Source organism: Micromonospora sp. NBC_01405, from assembly GCF_045040155.1.
In the GTDB taxonomy this organism is placed as follows: domain Bacteria; phylum Actinomycetota; class Actinomycetes; order Mycobacteriales; family Micromonosporaceae; genus Micromonospora.
Window position 1 is genome coordinate 1052689 of record NZ_CP109532.1, and the last position, 21521, is coordinate 1074209.

Consider the following 21521-nt stretch of genomic DNA (forward strand, 5'->3'; position numbering starts at 1 on the left):
TAGGCTCACGTCCCATGGCTCTCGGGTACGTCCGCCCGGCGCGTCCCGAAGACGCCGGCGAGATCGCACACATCCAGCTCGCGACCTGGCGGGTCGCCTACCGCCGGATCCTGCCCCGGCACGTGCTCGACAACCTGGACGAGGCGTACCTCGCCCGGCGGTGGAGTGCGGCCGTGCAGGAGCCGCCCTCGGGCGCGCACCGGGTGCTGGTCGCCGTCGAACAGGCCGAGCAATCGTATCTGGTGGGGTTCGTCGCCTCGGGTCCGGCCGACGCCGAGTCACTCGCCCCGAACGAACCGGCCGAGGCGCTCGGGCCCGACGTGGTGGCGGTGACGGACCTGCTGGTCGAGCCGCGCTGGGGCCGACGCGGGCACGGCAGCCGGCTGCTCGCGGCGAGCGTGGACCTGTGGCGGTCCGACGGTTTCGCCCGCGCGGTGGCGTGGGCGTTCGACGCCGACCCGGCGACCCGGAAGTTCCTCACCACCGCCGGTTGGGAGCCCGACGGGGCGGCGCGGGCCCTCGACGTGGACGACATGCTGGTCAACCAGCTCCGGCTGCACGTCGCGGTCTCCGCCGACGATCCGGCCCCCGCCGACTGACCGGGCCTGGGCCGAACGCGAGGACACCGGCCGGTGCCGACGGCGGCCGGGCGTTCGCGCCGTACCGCGCGATCCGACGGCGGCGGGACGGTCAGGGAAGCGGGAGTGGCGTGAGTTCGGCGACCAGTTCGTCGTCCTCCACCACGCCCGTCGGGGTGAAGCCCAGGCGGGGGTAGAGGGCGGCGGCGGCCAGGTTCTCCGGGTGGTACGACAGGCGGACGGCCGGGCGGCCCGGCTGGGCGAGCAGCCAGGTGGCCAGGGTGGTCACGGTGGCAGCGCCCACCCCCCGGCCCTGCTCGGCGGCGTCGACGACCATGCCTCCGATCCACCGCGAACCGTCGTCGTCGACGCCCCACATGACGTGCCCGACGACGGCCTCGTCGGCGTACACCGCCAGGGAGGTCCAGACGTCGCCTCGGGCGCTGATCAGCAGGTAGCGGGCCGCCATCGGGTACACCCAGGCCCGCTGGTCGTCGCGGGGCACCACGTCGGCGACGTTGCGCCAGTTGTCGTCGTCGACCGGGCGCAGGGTGACGTGCCGCCCGGCGCGGTCGCGGAGGTTCGAGTCGATCATCCGGCGAGCCTAGGGCCGGTCCGCCCGTCCGGCGACCGTTTTCCGCGTCCCTCCGGGCCGTCTGTCGGCCGAGACCGCGGTGGGCGCCGGTCGCCGACGGGGCTGCCTGTGGGCCGGCCGCGCGGCGCGGGCCGGGTCAGTCGAGCAGCGGGTCCAGGCCGATGGTGAGGCCGGGGCGGTTGCGCACCGCGCGGACGGCCAGCAGCACGCCGGGCATGAACGACACCCGGTCGTACGAGTCGTGCCGGATGGTCAGCGTCTCACCCAGGGTGCCGAACAGCACCTCCTGGTGGGCGACCAGGCCGGTGGCGCGCACGGCGTGCACGCGTACCCCGTCGATGTCGGCCCCCCGGGCGCCCGCCACCTCGTCCTTCGTGGCGTCCGGAACCGGGCCGAGGCCGGCCTCGGCGCGGGCCCGCGCGATCTGTCGGGCGGTGTGCGTGGCGGTGCCGCTGGGTGCGTCGAGCTTCCGCGGGTGGTGCTGCTCGATGATCTCGACGGACTCGAAGTGCCGGGCCGCCCGCGCCGCGAACTGCATCATCAGCACCGCGCCGATGCCGAAGTTGGGGGCGATCACCACGCCGACTCCGGGCTTGTCGGCCAGCCAGCCGCGCACCCGATCGAGCCGCTGCCCGGTGAAGCCGGTGGTGCCGACGACCGCGTTGATGCCCTGGTCGATGCACCAGTGCAGATTGTCCATGACGACATCGGGGGTGGTGAAGTCGACGACCACCTCGGCGCCGGCCGCGGCGCGCAGGTCCTCGCCCTGGTCGATCGACGCCACCAGTTCCAGGTCGGACGCCCCGTCGACCGCCTTGCACACCTCGATGCCCATCCGGCCCCGGGCACCCAGCACGCCGACCCGGATCAGCTCCTCGGGGCTCTTCCCCAGCTCGTCAGTCACGGGGCACAACCTATCCCAGCCGGGCCGCCCACACCGGGCCGACCGCCGACCGTCCCACGTGCCGCCGCCGACGGGGCGGCACGGCGGTCAGGAGGTGAAGTCCCGATCGCCGAACGGGCCGACGACCGCGAGGGACATCGGCCGGGCGAGCAGCTCGGCGGCGAGGGTGTTCACGTCGTCCACGGTCACCGCGTCGACCTGGGCCAGCAGCTCGTCGACCGGTATCAGATCGCCGTAGAGCAGCTCCCCCTTGGCGAGCCTGCTCATCCGGGAGCCGGTGTCCTCCAGGCCGAGCACGAACGAGCCCTTGCTCATCCCCTTGCCCCGGGCCACCTCGGCCTCGGTCAGCCCGTCGGCGGCCACCCGGGCCAACTCGGCGCGGGTCAGCTTCAGCACCTCGTCCACCTTCCCGGGCGCGCAGCCGGCGTAGACGGCGAACAGGCCGCTGTCGGCGTACTGGCTGGCGTAGGAGTAGACCGAGTAGGCCAGGCCGCGCCGCTCCCGGATCTCCTGGAACAGCCGGCTGGACATGCCGCCGCCGAGTACGTTGTTGAGCACCCCGAGGGCGAAGCGCCGCTCGTCGACGCGGTCGATGCCGGGGCAGCCGAGGATGACGTGCGCCTGCTCGGTCTCCTTCTGCTCGACCAGGGTGGTGGCCGGCTTCACGCGTACCGCCGGGGTGGCCGGACGGTGCGGGGCCGGCGTGGCCGGGTCGGTGTCCAGCGGGGTCCCGGCCAGCGCCTGGCGGACCAGCTTGACCACGGCGGCGTGGTCGAGGTTGCCGGCGGCGGCGACGACGATCTGCGCCGGGGTGTAGTGGCGGCGGTAGAAGCCGTGGATCTGCCGGCGGGTCATCGGGGTGACCGTCTCCTCGGTGCCGGAGATCAGCCGGCCGAGGGGGTGGTCGCCGTAGACGGCGCGGGCGAACAGGTCGTGCACCTCGTCGCCGGGCTCGTCGTCGTGCATGGCGATCTCTTCGAGGATGACGCCGCGCTCGATCTCCACGTCGGCCGGCTCCAGCAGCGAGTCGGCGACCGCGTCGCACATCACGTCGATGGCCAGCGGCAGGTCCTCGTCCAGCACGCGGGCGTAGTAGCAGGTGTATTCCTTCGTGGTGAAGGCGTTCGTCTCGCCGCCCACCGCCTCGATCCCGGAGGAGATGTCCAGGGCGGTGCGCTTGTGGGTGCCCTTGAAGAGCAGGTGCTCCAGGAAGTGCGCGGCACCGGCCTGCGGGCCGGTCTCGTCCCGGGAGCCGACGGAGACCCAGATGCCGAACGAGACGCTGCGCATCGCCGGGATCGCCTCGGTGAGCACGCGAAGCCCGCTGGGCAGCACGGTACGGCGTACCGTGCCGCCCAGCGGGTCGTCACTCAGCGTGCGGGTGACCGCCCGGGTCGACCCGCCGGCCCGCCCGGGCTGTGCCCCGGTGGCGTGCCGGACGGCCCCGGACGGTGCCACCCCCCGTCGACCCGCAGGAAAAGACGCGCGCTGGGCCCGGCTCACGGAAACCTGCTCTCAGTTCGACGAGGGGTGGGTGGTGCGGTGTGACAAAACCGGCCGGGTGGCGACGCCGTCGCCACCCGGCCGGACCACGATCAGCTGTGCCGGGTCCGGCGGCGCGGACGCTCGCCGCCCTCGCCACCCTCGCCGCCGCCTTCGCCGCCCTCGCTGCCGCCCGGGGCGCGCTCGCCGCCGCCCGGGCCACGACCGCCCCGGTCGCCGCCGCGCTCGCGGTCACCGCGGTCACGCGGGCCCCGGTCGCCGCCGCGGCTGGCCGGACGCTCGCCGCCGGCGACCTCGCCGGTGGCGGCCGGCGCCTCGGCGCCCTCCGGGCGGACCTTGTCGAGGTAGATCTTGCCGCGGGCGTCGATGTCCGCGATCTCCACCTCGACCCTGTCGCCGACGTTGAGGAAGTCCTCGACCCGCTCGACCCGCTTGCCGTCGCCCACCTTGGAGATGTGCAGCAGGCCGTCGCGGCCCGGCAGCAGCGAGACGAACGCGCCGAACGCGGCGGTCTTGACCACCGTGCCGAGGAACCGCTCCCCCGCCTTCGGCAGGGTCGGGTTGGCGATGCCGTTGATCCGGTCCACCGCCGCCTGGGCCGACGGGCCGTTGGTCGCGCCGACGTAGATGGTGCCGTCGTCCTCGATGGAGATCTCGGCGCCGGTCTCGTCCTGGATGGCGTTGATGGTCTGGCCCTTCGGGCCGATCACCATGCCGATCTTGTCGACCGGGATCTTCACCGTGGTGACCCGCGGGGCGTACTCCGACATCTCGGCCGGCCCCTCGATGGCCCGCTGCATCACGCCGAGGATGGTCTGCCGGGCCTCGTTCGCCTGCTGGAGCGCGGCGGCCAGCACGTCCGACGGGATGCCGTTGAGCTTGGTGTCGAGCTGGAGCGCGGTGACGAACTCCGGCGTACCGGCGACCTTGAAGTCCATGTCGCCGAACGCGTCCTCGGCGCCGAGGATGTCGGTCAGCGTCACGTACCGGGTCTTGCCGTCCACCTCGTCCGAGATGAGACCCATGGCGATGCCGGCGACCGGCGCCTTCAGCGGCACACCGGCCGACAGCAGGCCCAGCGTCGAGGCGCAGACCGAGCCCATCGAGGTGGAGCCGTTGGAGCTGAGCGCCTCGGAGACCTGCCGGATGGCGTAGGGGAACTCCTCGCGCGACGGCAGCACCGGGATCAGGGCCCGCTCGGCGAGCGCGCCGTGCCCGATCTCGCGCCGCTTCGGCGAGCCGACCCGGCCGGTCTCACCGGTCGAGTACGGCGGGAAGTTGTAGTTGTGCATGTAGCGCTTGCGGTTCTCCGGCGAGAGGGTGTCCACCATCTGCTCCATGCGCAGCATGTTCAGGGTGGTCACGCCCAGGATCTGGGTCTCGCCCCGCTCGAACAGCGCCGAGCCGTGGACCCGGGGCAGCACGCCGACCTCGGCGGTCAGCGAACGGATGTCGCGCGGGCCGCGGCCGTCGATGCGGACCTGCTCGCGGAGCACCCGGTTGCGCACCTCGGACTTGGTCAGCGACCGGAAGGCGGCGGACAGCTCCTTCTCCCGGCCCTCGAAGCGACCGCCCAGCTCCTCGGCGACCTTGGCCTTGACCCGGTCCAGGGCCTCCTCGCGGTCGGCCTTGCCGGCGATCTTCAAGGCCTCGGCGACCTCGGCGCGGGCCAGGTCGGCCACCGCGTCGTACACGTCGGCCTGGTAGTCCAGGAAGACCGGGAACTCGGCGACCGGCTTGGCGGCCACCTCGGCCAGCTCGCTCTGGGCGCGGCACAGCTCGCGGATGGCCGGCTTCGCGGCCTCCAGGCCGCTGGCGACGATCTCCTCGGTCGGGGCGGTGGCGCCGCCCGCGATCAGGGCCACGGCGTTCGGGGTGGCCTCGGCCTCGACCATCATGATCGCGACGTCGCCGTCCTCGAGCGTGCGGCCGGCCACGACCATGTCGAAGGTGGCCCGGGCCAGCTCCTCCAGGGTCGGGAAGGCGACCCACTGGCCGTCGATGTGCGCGACCCGGGTCGCCCCGATCGGGCCGGAGAACGGCAGGCCGGAGAGCTTGGTCGACATCGACGCGGCGTTGATCGCGACCACGTCGTACGGGTGCTGCGGGTCGAGCGCGAGGATGGTCTCGACGACCTGGACCTCGTTGCGCAGGCCCTTGACGAACGACGGGCGCAGCGGCCGGTCGATCAGCCGGCAGGTGAGGATCGCGTCCTCGCTGGGGCGGCCCTCGCGGCGGAAGAACGAGCCGGGGATCCGGCCCGCGGCGTACATCCGCTCCTCGACGTCGACGGTCAGCGGGAAGAAGTCGAACTGCTCCTTCGGCTGCTTGCCGGCGGTGGTGGCGGACAGGACGACCGTCTCGCCGAGCTGGGCGACGACGGAGCCGGCGGCCTGGCGGGCCAGCCGGCCGGTGGAGAAGGTGATCTCACGGGTGCCGAAGGACCCGTTGTCGATCACGGCGGTGCGGGATTCGGTGCCGAGGTTTTGCCCGGTCATGGTTCGGTGGTGCTCCTTCGCATCGGGAGGCCCACGACGCGGGGAGCTGCTCAGACGGCCGGTCTTCGATCGAAGCGCCCGGGGTGCCGGCGAGCTGCCGGGGCTCCCGGGGGCCACTACCGGAGACCGGTACGCTGACCGGCTCCCTGTCGGGTGGTCGCGCGGCCCCTGTTTTCGTCAGGTGGTGGACGCCGATCGGGGGAGCGACCCGCTGGGTCACTCCCCCGTCACGTCAACGGCGCAGGCCGAGCCGCTCGATGAGCGAGCGGTAACGGCTGATGTCCTTCTTCTGGACGTAGTTGAGCAGCCGACGGCGACGGCCGACCAGCAGCAGCAGCCCACGACGGCTGTGGTGGTCGTGCTTGTGCACCTTCAGGTGCTCGGTGAGCTCAGCGATCCGCTTCGTGAGGACCGCGACCTGCACCTCCGGCGAACCGGTGTCGCCCTCGGCGGTCGCGTACTCCGCGCGGATCTTGGCCTTGGCTTCCTGGTCGAGCGCCATGTTCTCCCTGTTTCGATGGGTTGATCACTGGTGTCCGTCGTGTCGGTCGGTGGACCGGAGACGGACCGGCACCTCGCACCCGCGGCGTCGTGCAGGCACGCGAGGCCCCACGTCGGTCAGTCGACGTCCCGGCCAGCCTACCAGCCCTCGGCGGAACCGCCCGTCAAGGGCGTCCGACGCGGCGGCCCGACGTGGCGGCCGGCTCAGCCGAGTGCGCGGCGGCCGGCTCAGCCGAGTGCACGGCGGGTGCGCTCGACGTCCTCGGCGATCTGGGCGATCAGCGGCTCGACCGCGTCGTAGCGCACCTGACCGCGCAGGTGGGTGACGAAGTCCAGGGCCAGCCACTCGCCGTACAGGTCCCCGGAGAAGTCCAGCGCGTACGCCTCGACCCGCCGCTCCAGGCCGGAGAACGTCGGGTTGGTGCCGACCGAGACGGCTGCGGCCAGCCACTTGCGGTGCCCCCGGCGGACCAGCCGGGCGGCATAGACGCCGTCGGCGGGCACCGCCACGTACCGGTGGCAGAGCAGGTTGGCGGTGGGGAAGCCCAGCTCCCGGCCGCGCTGGTCGCCCCGGACCACCACCCCCTCGACCCGGTGCGGACGGCCCAGCGCGGCGGCCGCCGCGGCGACGTCACCGGCGTCGACGCAGGCCCGGATGTAGGTCGAGGAGAACACGGTGCTGTCCTCGACGACCAGCGGCGCCCCCTCGACCGAGAAACCGAAGGCCCGGCCGAGGCGCTCCAGCAGCGCCACGTCGCCGGCCGCCTTGTGCCCGAACCTGAAGTTCTCCCCCACCACCACCAGGGCGGCGTGCAGGTGCTGGACCAGGATGTCGTGCACGAACGCCTCGGCCGGCACCCGGGAGAACTCCGGGGTGAACGGCACCACGCAGAGCGCGTCGACACCGAGCGCCTCGATCAGCTCGGCCTTGCGAGCGGGCTCGGTGAGCACCGCCGGGTGGGAACCGGGGCGCACCACCTCGGCCGGGTGCGGGTCGAAGGTCACCACCACCGACTGCACGCCCAGCTCCCGCGCCCGGGCCACGGCGTGCCCGATGGTCGCCTGGTGCCCCTTGTGCACGCCGTCGAAGACGCCGATGGTGACGACCGAACGGCCCCAGCCGCCGGGCGCCGCGTCGTACCCCCGCCACCGCTGCATGACGCTCCTCCCCTGCCTTCCGCGACCGGCCGCGCCGGCGGGCCGTACCCCGCCCACCGTCAGGCCGGGGCGAGCACGATCTCCGCGCGGGCCCGGCCGTCCCGCTCGCTGACGATAGCGATCAGGCCGCCGTCGGGGCCGAAGACGGCGTACGGCCCGGCGAGGCCGACCGGGTCGAGCGGGCCGCCGTGGGAGAGCACCTTCGCCTCGTCGGCGGTGGCCCCCCGGCGCGGGAAGAACCGGTCGGCCGCGGCGTCGAGGTGCAGATTCACCACCTCGGGCGCGCGCTGCTCCAGCTCGTCGAGGGTCGCCGCCTCGGCCAGGGCGAAGCCGCCGACCGCGGTGCGGCGCAGCGCGGTCAGGTGGCCGCCGACCGAGAGCGCCAGGCCCGCGTCCCGGGCCAGCGCCCGGATGTACGTCCCGGACGAGCAGGCCACGTCGACGTCCACGTCCACCACGTCGGGGGTGTCCCGGCGGATGGCCAGCACGTCGAGGCGGCTCACGGTGACCCGGCGGGCGGGCAGCTCGACGCTCTCCCCATCGCGTACCCGCTTGTACGCCCGCTGGCCGTCGATCTTGATGGCGCTGACCGCGCTCGGCACCTGGTCGATCTCGCCGGTCAGCGCCGCGAACGCCGACCGGATCGCCTCGTCGGTGACCGTCCCGGCCGGGGTGGTGGCCAGCACGTCGCCCTCGGCGTCGTCGGTGACGGTGGCCTGCCCGAGCCGGACGGTGGCCGCGTAGCTCTTGCCGGCGCCGATGACGTACGTCAGCAGCCGGGTGGCCCGGCCGACCCCGATCACCAGCACGCCGGTGGCCATCGGGTCGAGCGTGCCGCCGTGCCCGACCCGGCGGGTCCGGGCCAGCCGGCGGATCCGCGCCACCACGTCGTGCGACGTCATGCCGCCGGGCTTGTCGACCACGATCAGACCGTCTGCGCTCACGACCGCCAAGCCTGCCAGACGGGGTCACGCCGCCCGTCACCGCACGGCACAATGCGGCAACCCCCTTCTCATACCTGACCCGGAGCCTCCATGAGCACCCCGCCCCCACAGGAGCACCACGCCCGGGTCGACCTGCCCGAGTGGATGCGCAACCCCGAGCCGCCCCGGCGGACCCTCGGCCGACGCCTGTCCGACCTGGTGGACGCCGCACCGGGCCTGCGGGAGGCTCGGCGGGCGCTGTGGCGCTGGCGGGAACGGAGCCGGTTCAGCGAGCGGCATCCGGTCGTCTCGGCGATCGTGTCGTTCGTGGTCGTCGCGACGGTGGCAACGATCCTCGTCGCGGGCGCCGCCTACCTGTTCGCGAGAGTGCAGGCCGGCGACCGGCTGTGAGTCCCGGCGCAGGACGCCGCGAAACCGGGCTGCGCGGTCGGGGCGCCGGGTGCGAGGATCATGCGCCTTTGCCACGCCGTTGATCAGGACCCGCGCGATGACCGAGCAGCAGCCACCCGTTCCTGCATCCACTTCCGACCCGGCCAGCGAGCGGATCCCGGCCGGCGAACCGGCTGCGGCCAGCGAACCGGCCCCAGCGGCCGGACCGGGTCGGTACGCCGTCGCCCACGGCGAGGAGGAGGTCCGGCTGCCGGACTGGATGCGCCAGGTGGGCACGGAACAACAGCTGGACCGGGCGGAGCGGCGGCGGCTGGCCTGGGGGCGGCATCGCGGGAAGTTGCTCGTCGGCGCGGTCGCGCTGGGCGCGGTGGCCCTGCTCGGCGCGACGGTGACCGTCGTCCGCACCGTCGTCGACGGCGTCCGCAGCGCCACGCCGTCGACGACGTCGCCGGGCACGGACAGCTTCGCCGGTGAGCCCCGGGACTACTTCGCCGGCACCCCCGCCGCCAGCTTCGCCGTCGGGGAGCAGGGAATCCAACTGCCCCCGGCCCGACCCACGGGCCCGTTCAGCGCGGCGCAGGTGCGCACGGCGCTCGACACGACCCGGCGGGCGCTGATCGAGAGCCGCCTGGGCGCCACCATGCTGCACGGCAACTACGAGCCCTTCCTCGCCGTGCTGGCGGAGGACGCCCGCGAGGAACTCTCGCCATACTTCACCGACGCACGCTTCTGGTACTTCGCCACCCGGATGGACAAGAGCTTCCGCTTGAAGAAGGAGATCAGGGTCTCCGGAAAGATCAGCTACGAGGCCACCGAGAACGCCAACGGGGTCCCCGTGCTGGCGGTGACCACCCGGTTCTCCTGGGTGTACGCCTTCGAGCGGCTGGCCGGGGAGGCCCCGCCCGAGGCCGACCTGGTGGTCGTCCGGGACGCCGTGGTCTGGCACCTGCCCCACCCCGACGACGCCTCACCCTCGGAGCGTGGCCTCTGGCTGGACTCCGCCGAGGCCGTCATCTGGAACGCCGAGTGCGACCTGCTGAGGCAGGAGGGTTTCCTCGACGTGAAGCCCTGGTTGTCCGACGGCCGCCAGGTCGGGCCGGCCCGCGGGGTGCCCCTGACCGAGGTCTTCGACCCTGAACGGGCCGCCCGCGTCACCGGGTCCTGCTGACCCTGGCCCGCCGCCAGCCACGGGGCGTGCCACCGACGGCGCGTGGCCCGAGTGCCGCACACCGTGGGTGAGACGAGGACCTTCTGCGCCAGGGGGCGTAACGGGGCACCCCTCCGTTCCGCTCAGCGGACGGCGCCGACCACGACCCAGCCGCCGGAGCGCAGCCGCAGCAGCAGGGCCGCCAACCGGAGCAACACGAACAGGAACAGGCCGGCCCAGATGCCGCCGAGGCCCAGGTCGAACGCGTACGCCAGCCAGATCGCCGGCAGGAAGCCGCCGAACGCCGCGACGATGGTGAGGTTGCGCAGGTAGCGGACGTCACCCGCGCCGATCAGCACCCCGTCGAGGGCGAACACCACGCCGCCGACCGGCTGCAACGCCACCAGCCAGGGCCAGGCGACCATGGCCTGGTCGCGTACCTGCGCATCGGAGCTGAACAGCCCCGGCACGACGCCCGCGCCGACGGCGATGAGCGCCGCGAACACCACGCCGCAGCCGGCGCCGAGCAGCGCGACCCGCCGGGCCAGGGCGCGGGCGCCGGCATCGTCGCCGGCCCCGAGCGCCGCGCCGATCAGCGCCTGCGCGGCGATCGCGAGGGCGTCGAGCAACAGGACCGTGAAGAACCACAGTTGTACGGCGATCTGGTGCGCGCCGACCGCCGCCGCCCCGAACCGGGCGGCGACGGCGGTGGCGGACAGGAAGCTGGCCTGGAAGGCTACGCCCCGGACCAGCAGGTCCCGGCTGAGCACGAGCTGCTGGCGGATCACCCTCGGGCGGGGGCGCAGCGCCACCCGCTCGCTCACCAACGCGGCGGCGAACAGCCCGCCGGAGATGGTCTGGGCCACCACGTTGGCCACCGCCGAGCCGGTGAGCCCCCACCCGACGGGGTAGACCAGCAGCGGGCAGAGCAGCGCGGAGAGCAGGTTGGGGCCGAGCACGAACCACAGCGGCCGGCGGGTGTTCTGCACGCCACGCAGCCAGCCGTTGCCGGCGGCGGCGAGCAGCAGGCCGGGCGCGCCGAGCGCGGCGACCCGCAGCCACCGCCCGGCCGCGTCGGCGACCTCCCCGGGGCCCGCGAGCGCGTCGACCAGCGGGCCCGCGCCGAGTTGCATGCCGAGCGCGACCAGCACCCCCACGCCGAGGGCCAGCCAGGACGCCTGTACGCCCTCGGCCACGGCGGCGGCCCGGTCGCCGGAGCCGAACCGGCGGGCGGCCCGCCCGGTGATCCCGTACGCCAGCACGGTGCCCAGCCAGGCGATCAGGGTCATCACGGTGCCGGCGACGGCCAGGGCGGCGAGCGGCAGCCGGCCGAGGTGACCGACCACGGCCGTGTCGACCAGGACGTAGAGCGGCTCGGCGGCGAGCACCACGAGCGCCGGCAGGGCCAGGGTGGCGATCCGTCGCGGCGAGGCGACGGCGGACGGGGCGGGGGCGGGCTGACTCATCGCCGCCGATCCTGACACGGCGAGGGTAAGGAGCACAAGAAGCGCTATTCCTTACCCATCGCCGGCGACGACACCACCCGCCGCCCACCCGTCACGGGTGCCGCTCAGCCCCACAGCCGACGACCGCGCCACCCCTCACCGAGCACCCCAAGAACGCGCACTTTCCGGGAAAGAGTGGCCTCATGGGCCGCCTGAGGCACTCTTTCCCAGAAAGTGCGCGGGCGCGGGGGCGGGGGGGCGCAGGGTGCGTGGGTGGGGGTGGGGGTGGGGCATCAGGGCCGGGTGGGAGGGGTCACTGGCGGGTGTCCATCGACGTCTGGAGAGCGCGGCGGGCCTGCTCGCGCGCCTCGTCGGTGTTCTCGGCCTTGGGCTTGCTCGACATGATTCGGTCCTTCCAGGGTGCGGGCCACGGCGACGTGGTGGCCCTGCGGCCGGTCGTGCTGGCGCCCGACGGGCGGTCCGGGGTCACCGGAACGGCCGGTCTGGGCGTGCGCCCGGGTCGGTCTGACCCTGGAGGGAGGCGGTGCCGGGTGCGGCGCCACCACCGTTGGCCAGCACCGCGGGACACGGCACCGGTCGATTCCCAAGTTATCGTTCAGGTCCACATGCTGCCCACTCTTCCCGCCATCTGGACAGGATGAGATCCCGCCGGGGCCGGCCAAGGGGGGTCGCGGACCGAAGTTGGCGTCCCTCAGCGGGCCAGGAAGTGCCAGCCGAGCCACCACCAGAAACCGAACAGGCCGATCCGGCCGACCGGCACCGGGCCCACCTCGTAGCGCATCACGTAGGCGCAGACGTCGGCCAGCGACGGGATCCGGGAGCCCGGGCGGCGGGCGGCCCACTCGACCGCGGCGAAGAGCACCAGGGCGGTGACGAAGCCGCCGATGGCGAGTGCCCGCATCATCGCCGCACCAGCCCCCAGAACGCGGCGAGCCAGGCGAACCAGGCCGCCGAGCGGACCAGTTCGTCCTCCAGCAACGGGTCGGCCAGCCGGGAGAAGGTGGGAAACTCGTCACCGGCGTGCAGGACGAAGGTGACGCCCTCGAAACCGCCGAACACGGCCACCGGGAGCAGCCACCAGACCGTGCCCATGCCGAGCCGGCGGGGCGCCGGCCGCCGGGACACCCGGGCACCCAGGCCCAGCCAGATCAACGCGCCCCCGGTGCCGAGCGTGTAGAGGTTCGCCGAGGCGGAGAACGAGGGCAGTTGCCCGCCGACGAAGGAGAGGCAGATCAGCACCGGCACGGAGACCACGGGACGGTCCCAGACCCGGGGCTCCGTGACGATGAGCTCGCGCGGCTGATCCATCCCGCAATTCTCCCCGCCCCGGCGGAGTGCGGGAAGACCAACACCCCCCGGAGTCGTCCCTGATCTACGCCTCGATCAACGCCTTGTCCAGCTCGGTGCGGATGCCGGCCATCACGTCCTCGGCGGTGCCGCGACCGGTGAAACCGGCCGCGAGCCGGTGGCCGCCGCCGCCGAGGGCGACCGCGACGCGGCTCACGTCCACCGCGCCCTTGCTGCGCATCGACACCGCCCACTCCGCCGCGCGGACCTGCTTGACCACGCAGCTCACGTCGGCCTCGGCGGTGCACCGCACCGAGTCGATCAGCGCCTCCAGCACGTACGGTCGCTGGTCGTGCCGGGCCAGGTCGTCGAGCGTGGCGTACGTCCAGACGAGGCCGTGGCCACCGGCCGCCGCCGGCTCCAGGCGGGCCCGGCAGAGCACCTCGCCGAACAGCCGCACCGCGCCGAAGGGCCGGGTGTCGAAGACCCGGCGGGAGATGTCACCGGGCCGGATGCCGGTGGCCAGCAACCGGGCCGCCAGCTCGTGCACGGCCGGCGTGGTCGCCTCGAACCGGAACGACCCGGTGTCGGTGGTCAGCGCGACGTAGAGGCATTCGGCGATCGCGGCGTCCAGGGTCGCCCCGAGCCGGGTCAGCAGTTCCTCGGCCACCACCGAGGTGGCCGCCGCCCGGGGGTCGACCAGGTTGATCCCGCCGAACCGGGTGTTGGAGGCGTGGTGGTCGAGCACCAGCGCGGCCCCGGCGGTCTCCAGCCGGTCGACCAGGCCGCCGAGCCGCGACTCGCTCGCCGCGTCGAAGCAGACGACCAGCTCCGGCGCCGGATCCGCGTCGACCTCCGGGACCAGCAGATCCAGCCCCGGCAGGGCACGGAACGGCTCGGGCACCTCCGGCGGGCCGGGGAAAGTCGCCTGCAACCGGCGTACGCCGAGCTGACGCAGCCCCAGCCCGAAGCCGAGCATGCTGCCCAGCGCGTCCCCGTCGGGGTTGACGTGGCAGATCAGCAGGACCCGGGCGTCGTCCGGCAGGCGACGCACCGCCGCGACGGCGGCGGCCCAGTCGGCCTCGGCCGGGCCAGGCCCGGCGGCGGGCCCGGTCACGGCCGGGCCCGTGTCGGCGGGCCCGGTCACGGCCGGTCCGCGCCGCGGGGGGTGTGCTCGTCGTCGGCCCCCTCGTCGGCGGAATCCCCGTCCTCGTCCTCCTCGTCCACCCGGTACGGCTGGGCCTCGCCCGCGTACCGGGCGCCAGCGGCGAGTCGCTGCACCTCGGCGTCGGCGGTGCGGGCCTGGACCAGCAGGTCGTCGATCTGCTTGACCTGGTCCTGCACGTTGTCGAGGACGAAGGTCAGCGACGGCGAGTGGCGCAGCCCGAGAGCCTTGCCGACCGTGCTGCGCAGCATCCCCTTGGCGCTCTCCAGCGCCGCCGCCGTGCTGGACTGTTCCGTCGTGTCGCCGAGGACGGTGTAGAAGACCGTCGCTTCGCGCAGGTCGGCGGTGATCCGGGCGTCTGTGATAGTGATCATACCGAGCCGGGGGTCCTTGATCTGGCTCCGCACCACCGACGCGACCAGTTCGCGAACCCGCTCCGCGTGCCGGCGTACCTTGGCCGGATCCGTCATCTTGCCCACCTCCACGGCGTCCCGCTCCCGGTCGGTCCGGGGGCGCGTACGCCGCCGGATCCGACCAGCCAACAATTCGAACACTACCTTCGCCGTCGGGTCGACCGCCGGGCACGGGCATCACCGCCCGACGCCGGTCAGTCGTCGCCGTCGCCGTGCAGGTGGCGACGCACCGACAGCAGCTCCACCTCGGGACGGCCCGCGACCAGGCGCTCGCACGAGTCGAGCACCTCGCGCACGTGCGCGCCCTCCGCGGCCACCACGGCCACGGCTATCTCCGCCCGACCGTGCAGGTCGAGCGCTCCCACCTCGGCGGCCGACACCTCGAAGCGGCGCAGCGCCGCCACGATCGGCCGTACATATGATCTCTTGGCTTTGAGCGACCGGGAGTCGCCCGGCAGCAGCAGGTCGAAGACTGCGGTTCCGGTGAACATCGCCCCGGACGATACCCGCAGTGGCCCCCACATGATCAAGGGGTTTACGCCGTTGCGGGCGTAAACCCCTTGATCACTGTGTCGAACGGGTCAGGCGCGCGGCTTCTCCCGCATCTCGAAGGTCTCGATGATGTCGCCGACCTGGACGTTGTTGTACCCGGCCAGGGTCAGACCACACTCGAAGCCCTCGCGGACCTCCGTCGCGTCGTCCTTGAACCGCTTGAGCGAGCTGATGGTGAGGCTGTCCGCCACCACCTGCCCGTCCCGGAGCAGCCGCGCCTTGGCGTTGCGGCGCAGGATCCCGGAGCGGACGATACAGCCGGAGATGTTGCCGACCTTGGACGAGCGGAAGACGTCGCGGATCTCCGCGCTGCCCAGCTCGACCTCTTCGTACTCCGGCTTGAGCAGCCCCTTGAGCGCGGCGTCGATCTCCTCGATGGCCTGGTAGATGACCGTGTAGTACCGGATCTCCACGCCCTCGCGGTCGGCGATCTCGCGGACCTTGTTGGCGGCCCGCACGTTGAAGCCGATGATCGTGACCGCCTCGGACGAGGCGCTCGCGAGCATGACGTCGCTCTCGGTGATCGCACCCACGCCCCGGTGGATGATCCTGAGCTGGACCTCCTCCGGGATGTCCAGGTTGAACAGGGCGTCCTCGAGGGCCTCCACGGAACCGGAGACATCGCCCTTGAGCACCAGGTTGAGCGAGGTCTTCTCGCCCTCCTTGAGCTGCTCCATGAGCGTCTCGAGGGTGGCCCGGCCACGGGAGTTGGCGAAGGACGCCGCCCGCCGCCGCGCCTGCCGCTGCTCGGCGATCTGACGCACCGTGCGGTCGTCCGCCGCGGCGAGGAAGGTGTCGCCCGCCCCGGGGACCGCGGTGAGACCGAGCACCAGCACCGGACGGGCCGGACCCGCCTCGGCGACCTGGTTGCCGTTCTCGTCGAGCATCGCCCGGACCCGGCCGTGCGCCCCGCCGGCGACGATGGAGTCGCCCGCCCGCAGGGTGCCCTTCTGCACCAGCACCGTCGCCACCGCACCGCGGCCCTTGTCCAGGTGCGCCTCGATGGCCACACCCTGCGCCGGCCCGTCGATCGGAGCGGTCAGCTCCAGCGACGCGTCGGCGGTGAGCAGGACGGCCTCGAGGAGCTCCTCGATGCCGATGCCCGGCTTCGCGGCCACGTTGACGAACATCGTCTCGCCGCCGTACTCCTCGGCGACCAGTCCGTACTCGGTCAGCTGCTGGCGGACCTTGTCCGGGTTGGCGTCCGGCTTGTCGATCTTGTTGACCGCGACCACGATCGGCACGTCCGCCGCCTTGGCGTGGTTCAACGCCTCGATCGTCTGCGGCATCACGCCGTCGTCGGCCGCGACCACCAGCACCACGATGTCGGTGACCTGCGCACCACGGGCACGCATGGCGGTGAACGCCTCGTGGCCCGGGGTGTCGATGAAGGTCACCGCCCGGTCGATCCCCTCGTGCGGGACGTGGACCTGGTAGGCGCCGATGTGCTGGGTGATGCCACCCGCCTCGCCGGCCACGACGTTCGCCTTGCGGATCGCGTCGAGCAGCTTGGTCTTACCGTGGTCGACGTGGCCCATGACGGTCACGACCGGCGCACGGCTGACCAGGCGGTCCTCCGCGACCTCGGCGTCGAGGTCGATGTTGAACTGCGCGAGCAGCTCGCGGTCCTCGTCCTCCGGGCTGACGATCTGCACGTCGAAGCCGAGGTGCTCACCCAGCAGCAGCAGGGTCTCGTCGGAGCACGACTGGGTCGCCGTGACCATCTCGCCCAGGTTGAACATCTCCTGGACCAGCGAACCCGGGTTGGCGTTGATCTTGTCGGCGAAGTCCGACAGCGAGGCGCCACGGGAGAGCCTGACGACCTGACCCTGACCCCGGGGGGCACCCGAGCTCATGGTCGGGGCCGACAGGTTGTCGAACTCCTGTCTGCGCTGCTTCTTGGACTTGCGGCCACGGGTCGGCCTACCGCCCGGACGCCCGAAGGCACCCGCGGCACCGCCGCCACGGCCACGGCCGCCGCCACCCGGACGACCGCCGCCACCGGCCGGTGCACCCGGGCGGAAACCGCCGCCGGGAGCACCGCCGCCGCCACCGGGACCGCCACGGTAGCCACCGCCACCGGCACCGGCACCGGCACCACCGGGACCGCCGCGGAAGCCACCGCCGCCGCCACCGCCGCCGGGACCGCCGCGGAAGCCACCGCCGCCGGCACCGCCGCCGGGACGACCCGCGCCACCGCCGCCGCCGGGACGACCCGCGCCGGGGCCGCCACCTGGACGACCGGGGCGCTGGCTCGGCATGGAGGCCGGGCTGGGCCGGGGCGGCATGGAGGCCGGACTCGGCCGGGGCGGCATCGACGCCGGGTTCGGGCGGGGACCGCCACCACCGGCGGCCGGGGGCCGCTGCTGACCGCCCTGGATACCGAACGGGTTGTTACCAGCGCTGCGCGCCGGCGGACGACCGCCCGGACGGGCACCCGGGCCCGGGGCCGGCGTACCGGGGCGACCGGCGGCCGGGGAGCCCGGCCGGGGCGGCATCGCACCCGGACCCGCACCCGCACCCGGACCCGTGTTCGGGCGCGGGCCGGGACGGGGACCACCCTCGGTGGGTGGCTCCCGACGGACGTTCTCTCGCTGCTGCTGCCGGGCGGCCTGGGCGGCCTTGACCGCGGCCTCCTGCTCGGCCTTCAGCGCGGCGGCACGCGCCTCGGCGGCCGCCACCTCGATGTCGTGGGCACTCGCCGGCTTGGCGACCGGGGCCACCGGCTGCGACAGGCCGGGAACTGGCCCCTTGGGCTTCGGGCCGGGGGTCGGCGGACCGGGCCGCCGCGGCGGCATCGGCTTCGCCGCGACCCGGGGAGCACCCGGGGACGGGGACGGGGACGGAGTCGGGGTCGGCGTCGCACTCGGGGCGGCCGCCGGAGGGGCGGACGGCGCCGGCGAACCGGCGGAGGCGACGAATGCGTTACGCAGCCGCCGGGCGACGGGCGCCTCGACGGTGCTGGACGCGGACTTCACGAACTCGCCCATTTCCTTCAACTTGGCGAGAACGGTCTTGCTTTCGACCCCGAGCTCCTTAGCAAGCTCGTGTACGCGGGCCTTACCTGCCACTGCACTCCTCACTCCGAGGTCGTGCGGGCAGCACCCGCAGCAACCTCACTCGTGCACTTGAAGCCTGGTCATTTCAGGGACTTCATCGTGTGCTCATGTCGGTCGTCCTACCTTGCTAGCGACCCTCGCCCGGTCGGGATGACCTGACGTAGTGGTTGGCGCATCGAGATGCTCGGCCAGCTCACCGTGATCGACGACCCCGGTGACCCGCAGCGCACGCCCGAAGGCACGCCGCCGCACCGCCAGCGCGAAGCAGGCCGGATCTGGGTGCATGTTCGCTCCCCGACCCGGCAGCCTGCGAGCCGGATCGGGACGGAGGCTGTGACCAGCCTCGTTGCCGACCGCGACCATTCGCAGCAATTCGTTGGCCGGCGCACGTCGCCGGCAACCCACACAGGTGCGCTCCGGCAGCGCGTGTCGTACCACCGGAAGAAGTCTACCCCTAGCTGCCCGAGATCGCTCCGCCCGGCTCCCTGACGTGATCAGCCCCGCCCCGCGCGGGCGTGGTGGCCTGCTCCGCATCCGACCGGATGTCGATTCGCCAACCGGTCATCCGGGCAGCCAGTCGGGCGTTCTGCCCCTCCCGGCCGATCGCCAGCGAGAGCTGGAAGTCCGGCACGGTCACCCGGGCGGTGCGGGTGGCCAGATCGACCACCTCGACCCGCAGCGCCTTGGCCGGCGACAGCGCGTTGCCGACGAAGGTGGCCGGGTCGTCCGACCAGTCGATGATGTCGATCTTCTCACCGTGCAGCTCGCTCATCACCGCGCGGACGCGCTGGCCCATCGGGCCGATGCAGGCGCCCTTGGCGTTCACGCCCGGCGTGGTGGAACGCACCGCGATCTTCGTGCGGTAGCCGGCCTCGCGGGCGATGGCGCCGATCTCCACGGTGCCGTCGGCGATCTCCGGTACCTCCAGCGCGAACAACTTCTTCACCAGCGCCGGGTGGGACCGGGAGAGGGTGATCTGCGGGCCGCGCATCCCCTTGGCGACGTGCACCACGACGCAACGGATCCGCTCGCCGTGCGTGTACCGCTCGCCGGGGACCTGCTCGGACTGCGGCAGCACGCCCTCCAGCTTGCCGAGGTCGACGCTGACGATGCCCTTCTCGGACCGCGCCTCGTGCGCCTGCACCACGCCGGTGACCAGGTCACCGTCGCGGCCGACGTACTCGCCGAAGTGCACCTCGTCGGTGGCCTCCCGCAACCGCTGGAGGATCACCTGCTTGGCGGTCATGGCCGCGATCCGGCCGAAGTCGTGCGGGGTGTCGTCCCACTCCCGCACCACGCTGCCGTCCTCGTCCACCTCCTGGGCGTAGACCAGGGCCCCGCCGGACTTCCGGTCGATCTCCACCCGGGCGTGCGATTCGGCCCCGTCGGTGTGCCGGTAGGCGGTCAGCAGCGCGGTCTCGATCGCCGCGAGGATCGTGTCGAACGGGATCTCCCGCTCGCGCTCGAGTGCGCGCAGCGCCGCGAGGTCGATGTTCACCTCTCCTCGTCCTCCACATCATCTTCGTCGTCGATGTCGTCAATGTCCTCGTTGTCGCCGAGCTCGTCGTCGCCCACCTCGTCGAGGCGGTTGAACTCGACCTGAACCCGGCCGGGGCCGAGCTCGGCGTGGCGGAACTCCGCGCGGCCCGAATCGGTCTCCAGCACCACGCGCTCGTCGTCGGCCTCGATCACCCGGCCGGTGACCTGGCGGTCGCCGCCGGACTGCTCGGGCAGCGCGCCCCGGGCGGTCACCTTCACCAGTCGGCCGACGTTACGCCGCCAGTGCCGGGGCAGGGTGAGCGGGCGGTCCACCCCGGGGGAGCTGACCTCCAGCTGGTACTCGCCGGCCAGGATGTCGCCGCCGGCCTCCTCGGCCGCGTCGAGCGCGGCGGAGACGGCCCGGGAGACGTCCGCCACCGCGTCCAGGCTGATCCCGCCGTCGGCGTCCACGATCACCCGCACCACGTGCCGGCGGCCGGCCGGGGAGACGGAGAGGTCCTCCAGGTCGCACCCGGCCTCGTTGAGGACCGGCTCGATCACCGCGCGCAACCGGGCTCGCCGAGCCGCGAGGTCGCCCCGGGGAGGGCTGCCGACGCGGTCACCGCTCCGGGGGCCGTCGGCGCGCCGGGGTCTCCCCGTCGACCCCGTCGACCTGGTGGCACGGCCACGCTGCGTCATCTGGCGCACCCTCTCGTGATCGACGGCGCCCCCGGTCGGGCACCATGCCGGCGCACCACCGGCGCTCCGCTCCGGTGGTGCGCAGAGCGTAACGCGCCCACCGCGCGGCGGGCCGGGCGGCGCACCGACGCCGGTCGCCCACGTCCGTGCTCGAATGGTGTTGACTTGCCCGGTGGCGAAGGGCAGAACGACATGGCACGACCCGGCACAGGGACATTCCCGGCGAAAGCTGCTGCGGGTCGGCGCGCTGCTGACACTCGGTGGTGCCACCGCGCCGCTGACCGGCTGTGATCTTTTCGGCGGCGACGAGCCGGACCCGGCCCCCGACCCGCTCGAACCCCTCGCCGCCGAGGCGCGCGAGCTGGCCGCCCAGCACCGCGCCGCGCTGGCCGCCGACCCCGACCTGACCAAGAGGCTCACCCCGATCGCCGAGGCCCACGAGGCACACGCGGCCGAACTGGCGAAGCTGTTCGGCCGCCCGGCGTCCGCGTCCCCGGGCACGCCGTCGGCCGGGGCCAGCGCCGGCGGCGACCGGACGGCCACGCTGGCCAACCTGCGGCAGGCGGAGCAGCGCGGGCGCGAGTCGGCCGCGAAGCTCTGCGCCGGGGCGCCGGCCGAGCGGGCGGCGCTGCTCGGCTCGATCGCCGCCGCCCGGGCCACCCACGTGGAGGCGCTGAAGTGATCCGTCGACAGACACCGTCCGGGCCGGCCCAGGCGCTGGCCGACGCGCTCGCCGCCGAGTACGCCGCGGTCTACGCGTACGCGCCGATCGGGGTCCGGCTCACCGACGCCGCCCGCACGGCCGCCCGCCGGGCCGAAGGGGCGCACCGGGCCCGGCGCGACGCGCTGGTGCTCCAGCTCAGCGCGGCCGGCGACCCGGTCCCCGCCGACAAGGCCGGGTACGCGCTGCCCTTCCCGGTCACCGACGCGGCCAGCGCGCTGCGGCTGGCGGTCGAGGTGGAGGAGCGCACCGCCGCGTTCTGGCGGGCGGCGCTGCCGCACACCACCGGCGCGGACCGCAATCGGGCCCTCGCGGCGCTGACCGACTGCGCGGTGCGGGCCACCCGCTGGCGGCGCACCGCGGGGGTGACTCCGGTCACCGTCGCGTTCCCCGGTCGGCCCGACTGACCGGCCCCGGAGCGGTTTGCCGCCCGCCGGACAGCCGCCGCCCGCCGCCCCCGGT

Annotated in this window: 22 protein-coding genes; 5 read left to right on the forward strand and 17 right to left on the reverse strand. The window is 73.6% G+C overall.

Annotation, left to right across the window (positions count from 1 at the left end; genetic code table 11):
- Positions 1-14 precede the first annotated feature (14 nt).
- Positions 15-599, forward strand: a complete 585-nt coding sequence (locus OG559_RS03845; RefSeq protein ID WP_350885384.1) for a GNAT family N-acetyltransferase — start codon at positions 15-17, stop codon at positions 597-599.
- Between the two features lie 91 nt (positions 600-690).
- Here the strand turns inward: OG559_RS03845 and OG559_RS03850 are convergent, their stop codons facing one another.
- The 7 genes from OG559_RS03850 to truB all read right to left on the reverse strand — a co-directional run bounded on the left by OG559_RS03850 (position 691) and on the right by truB (position 8681).
- Positions 691-1173, reverse strand: a complete 483-nt coding sequence (locus OG559_RS03850; protein ID WP_405112500.1) for a GNAT family N-acetyltransferase — start codon at positions 1171-1173, stop codon at positions 691-693.
- A gap of 136 nt (positions 1174-1309) precedes the next feature.
- Positions 1310-2077, reverse strand: a complete 768-nt coding sequence (gene dapB, locus OG559_RS03855; RefSeq protein ID WP_405112502.1) for a 4-hydroxy-tetrahydrodipicolinate reductase — start codon at positions 2075-2077, stop codon at positions 1310-1312.
- 87 nt (positions 2078-2164) lie between these two features.
- A complete protein-coding gene (locus tag OG559_RS03860; RefSeq protein WP_405112505.1) occupies positions 2165-3535 on the reverse strand; it encodes a M16 family metallopeptidase in 1371 nt (456 codons plus the stop codon).
- Between the two features lie 137 nt (positions 3536-3672).
- Entirely contained in the window at positions 3673-6078 is a 2406-nt protein-coding gene (locus OG559_RS03865; protein WP_405112507.1) for a polyribonucleotide nucleotidyltransferase, read from the reverse strand.
- A 232-nt stretch (positions 6079-6310) separates the two neighbouring features.
- Positions 6311-6580, reverse strand: a complete 270-nt coding sequence (gene rpsO, locus OG559_RS03870; RefSeq protein WP_007075299.1) for a 30S ribosomal protein S15 — start codon at positions 6578-6580, stop codon at positions 6311-6313.
- 227 nt (positions 6581-6807) lie between these two features.
- Positions 6808-7737, reverse strand: a complete 930-nt coding sequence (locus OG559_RS03875; RefSeq protein ID WP_405112510.1) for a bifunctional riboflavin kinase/FAD synthetase — start codon at positions 7735-7737, stop codon at positions 6808-6810.
- A gap of 59 nt (positions 7738-7796) precedes the next feature.
- Positions 7797-8681 carry a tRNA pseudouridine(55) synthase TruB gene (gene truB / locus OG559_RS03880; RefSeq protein WP_405112513.1) on the reverse strand — a complete coding sequence of 295 codons (885 nt, stop codon included), beginning with the start codon at positions 8679-8681 and terminating at the stop codon, positions 7797-7799.
- Between the two features lie 90 nt (positions 8682-8771).
- On the opposite strand from truB, the gene OG559_RS03885 reads away from it, so the two are divergent.
- Together OG559_RS03885 and OG559_RS03890 are read left to right on the forward strand one after the other, a co-directional pair.
- Positions 8772-9071, forward strand: coding sequence for a hypothetical protein (locus OG559_RS03885; protein WP_405112516.1), 300 nt, complete (start codon positions 8772-8774; stop codon positions 9069-9071).
- A 97-nt stretch (positions 9072-9168) separates the two neighbouring features.
- On the forward strand, positions 9169-10239 hold the full coding sequence (locus OG559_RS03890; protein WP_405112519.1) for a hypothetical protein: 1071 nt from the start codon (positions 9169-9171) through the stop codon (positions 10237-10239).
- A gap of 122 nt (positions 10240-10361) precedes the next feature.
- Here OG559_RS03890 and OG559_RS03895 read toward each other — a convergent pair whose 3' ends face one another.
- The 10 genes from OG559_RS03895 to rimP form a co-directional block, all read right to left on the reverse strand.
- A complete protein-coding gene (locus tag OG559_RS03895; protein ID WP_405112522.1) occupies positions 10362-11684 on the reverse strand; it encodes an MATE family efflux transporter in 1323 nt (440 codons plus the stop codon).
- Between the two features lie 691 nt (positions 11685-12375).
- Complete coding sequence (locus tag OG559_RS03900; protein WP_396674774.1) at positions 12376-12585, reverse strand: DUF6186 family protein; 210 nt, start codon at positions 12583-12585, stop codon at positions 12376-12378.
- The gene (locus OG559_RS03905; protein ID WP_405112525.1) at positions 12585-12992 is read right to left on the reverse strand and encodes a hypothetical protein; all 408 of its coding nucleotides are present in this window, start codon (positions 12990-12992) and stop codon (positions 12585-12587) included. The genes OG559_RS03900 and OG559_RS03905 overlap by 1 nt, the downstream gene beginning before the upstream one ends.
- Positions 12993-13056: 64 nt before the next feature.
- Positions 13057-14088, reverse strand: a complete 1032-nt coding sequence (locus OG559_RS03910) for a bifunctional oligoribonuclease/PAP phosphatase NrnA (protein ID WP_405116365.1) — start codon at positions 14086-14088, stop codon at positions 13057-13059.
- 26 nt (positions 14089-14114) lie between these two features.
- Positions 14115-14606, reverse strand: a complete 492-nt coding sequence (rbfA, locus tag OG559_RS03915) for a 30S ribosome-binding factor RbfA (RefSeq protein ID WP_405116367.1) — start codon at positions 14604-14606, stop codon at positions 14115-14117.
- A gap of 137 nt (positions 14607-14743) precedes the next feature.
- Positions 14744-15040, reverse strand: coding sequence for a DUF503 domain-containing protein (locus OG559_RS03920; protein WP_117666457.1), 297 nt, complete (start codon positions 15038-15040; stop codon positions 14744-14746).
- A gap of 90 nt (positions 15041-15130) precedes the next feature.
- Positions 15131-18172, reverse strand: a complete 3042-nt coding sequence (gene infB / locus OG559_RS03925) for a translation initiation factor IF-2 (RefSeq protein WP_405112530.1) — start codon at positions 18170-18172, stop codon at positions 15131-15133.
- A gap of 93 nt (positions 18173-18265) precedes the next feature.
- The gene (locus OG559_RS03930) at positions 18266-18598 is read right to left on the reverse strand and encodes a YlxR family protein (RefSeq protein WP_350887882.1); all 333 of its coding nucleotides are present in this window, start codon (positions 18596-18598) and stop codon (positions 18266-18268) included.
- Positions 18599-18614: 16 nt separating this feature from the next.
- A complete protein-coding gene (gene nusA, locus OG559_RS03935; RefSeq protein WP_405112534.1) occupies positions 18615-19658 on the reverse strand; it encodes a transcription termination factor NusA in 1044 nt (347 codons plus the stop codon).
- Complete coding sequence (gene rimP, locus OG559_RS03940) at positions 19655-20338, reverse strand: ribosome maturation factor RimP (RefSeq protein ID WP_405112537.1); 684 nt, start codon at positions 20336-20338, stop codon at positions 19655-19657. The genes nusA and rimP overlap by 4 nt, the downstream gene beginning before the upstream one ends.
- A 229-nt stretch (positions 20339-20567) precedes the next feature.
- On the opposite strand from rimP, the gene OG559_RS03945 reads away from it, so the two are divergent.
- Together OG559_RS03945 and OG559_RS03950 are read left to right on the forward strand one after the other, a co-directional pair.
- Positions 20568-21020 (forward strand): hypothetical protein, encoded by a 453-nt coding sequence (locus tag OG559_RS03945; protein ID WP_405116369.1) that lies wholly within the window; start codon positions 20568-20570, stop codon positions 21018-21020.
- Positions 21017-21466: a ferritin-like domain-containing protein gene (locus tag OG559_RS03950; RefSeq protein WP_396674729.1), complete on the forward strand. Its 450-nt coding sequence runs from the start codon at positions 21017-21019 to the stop codon at positions 21464-21466. The genes OG559_RS03945 and OG559_RS03950 overlap by 4 nt, the downstream gene beginning before the upstream one ends.
- Positions 21467-21521 lie beyond the last annotated feature (55 nt).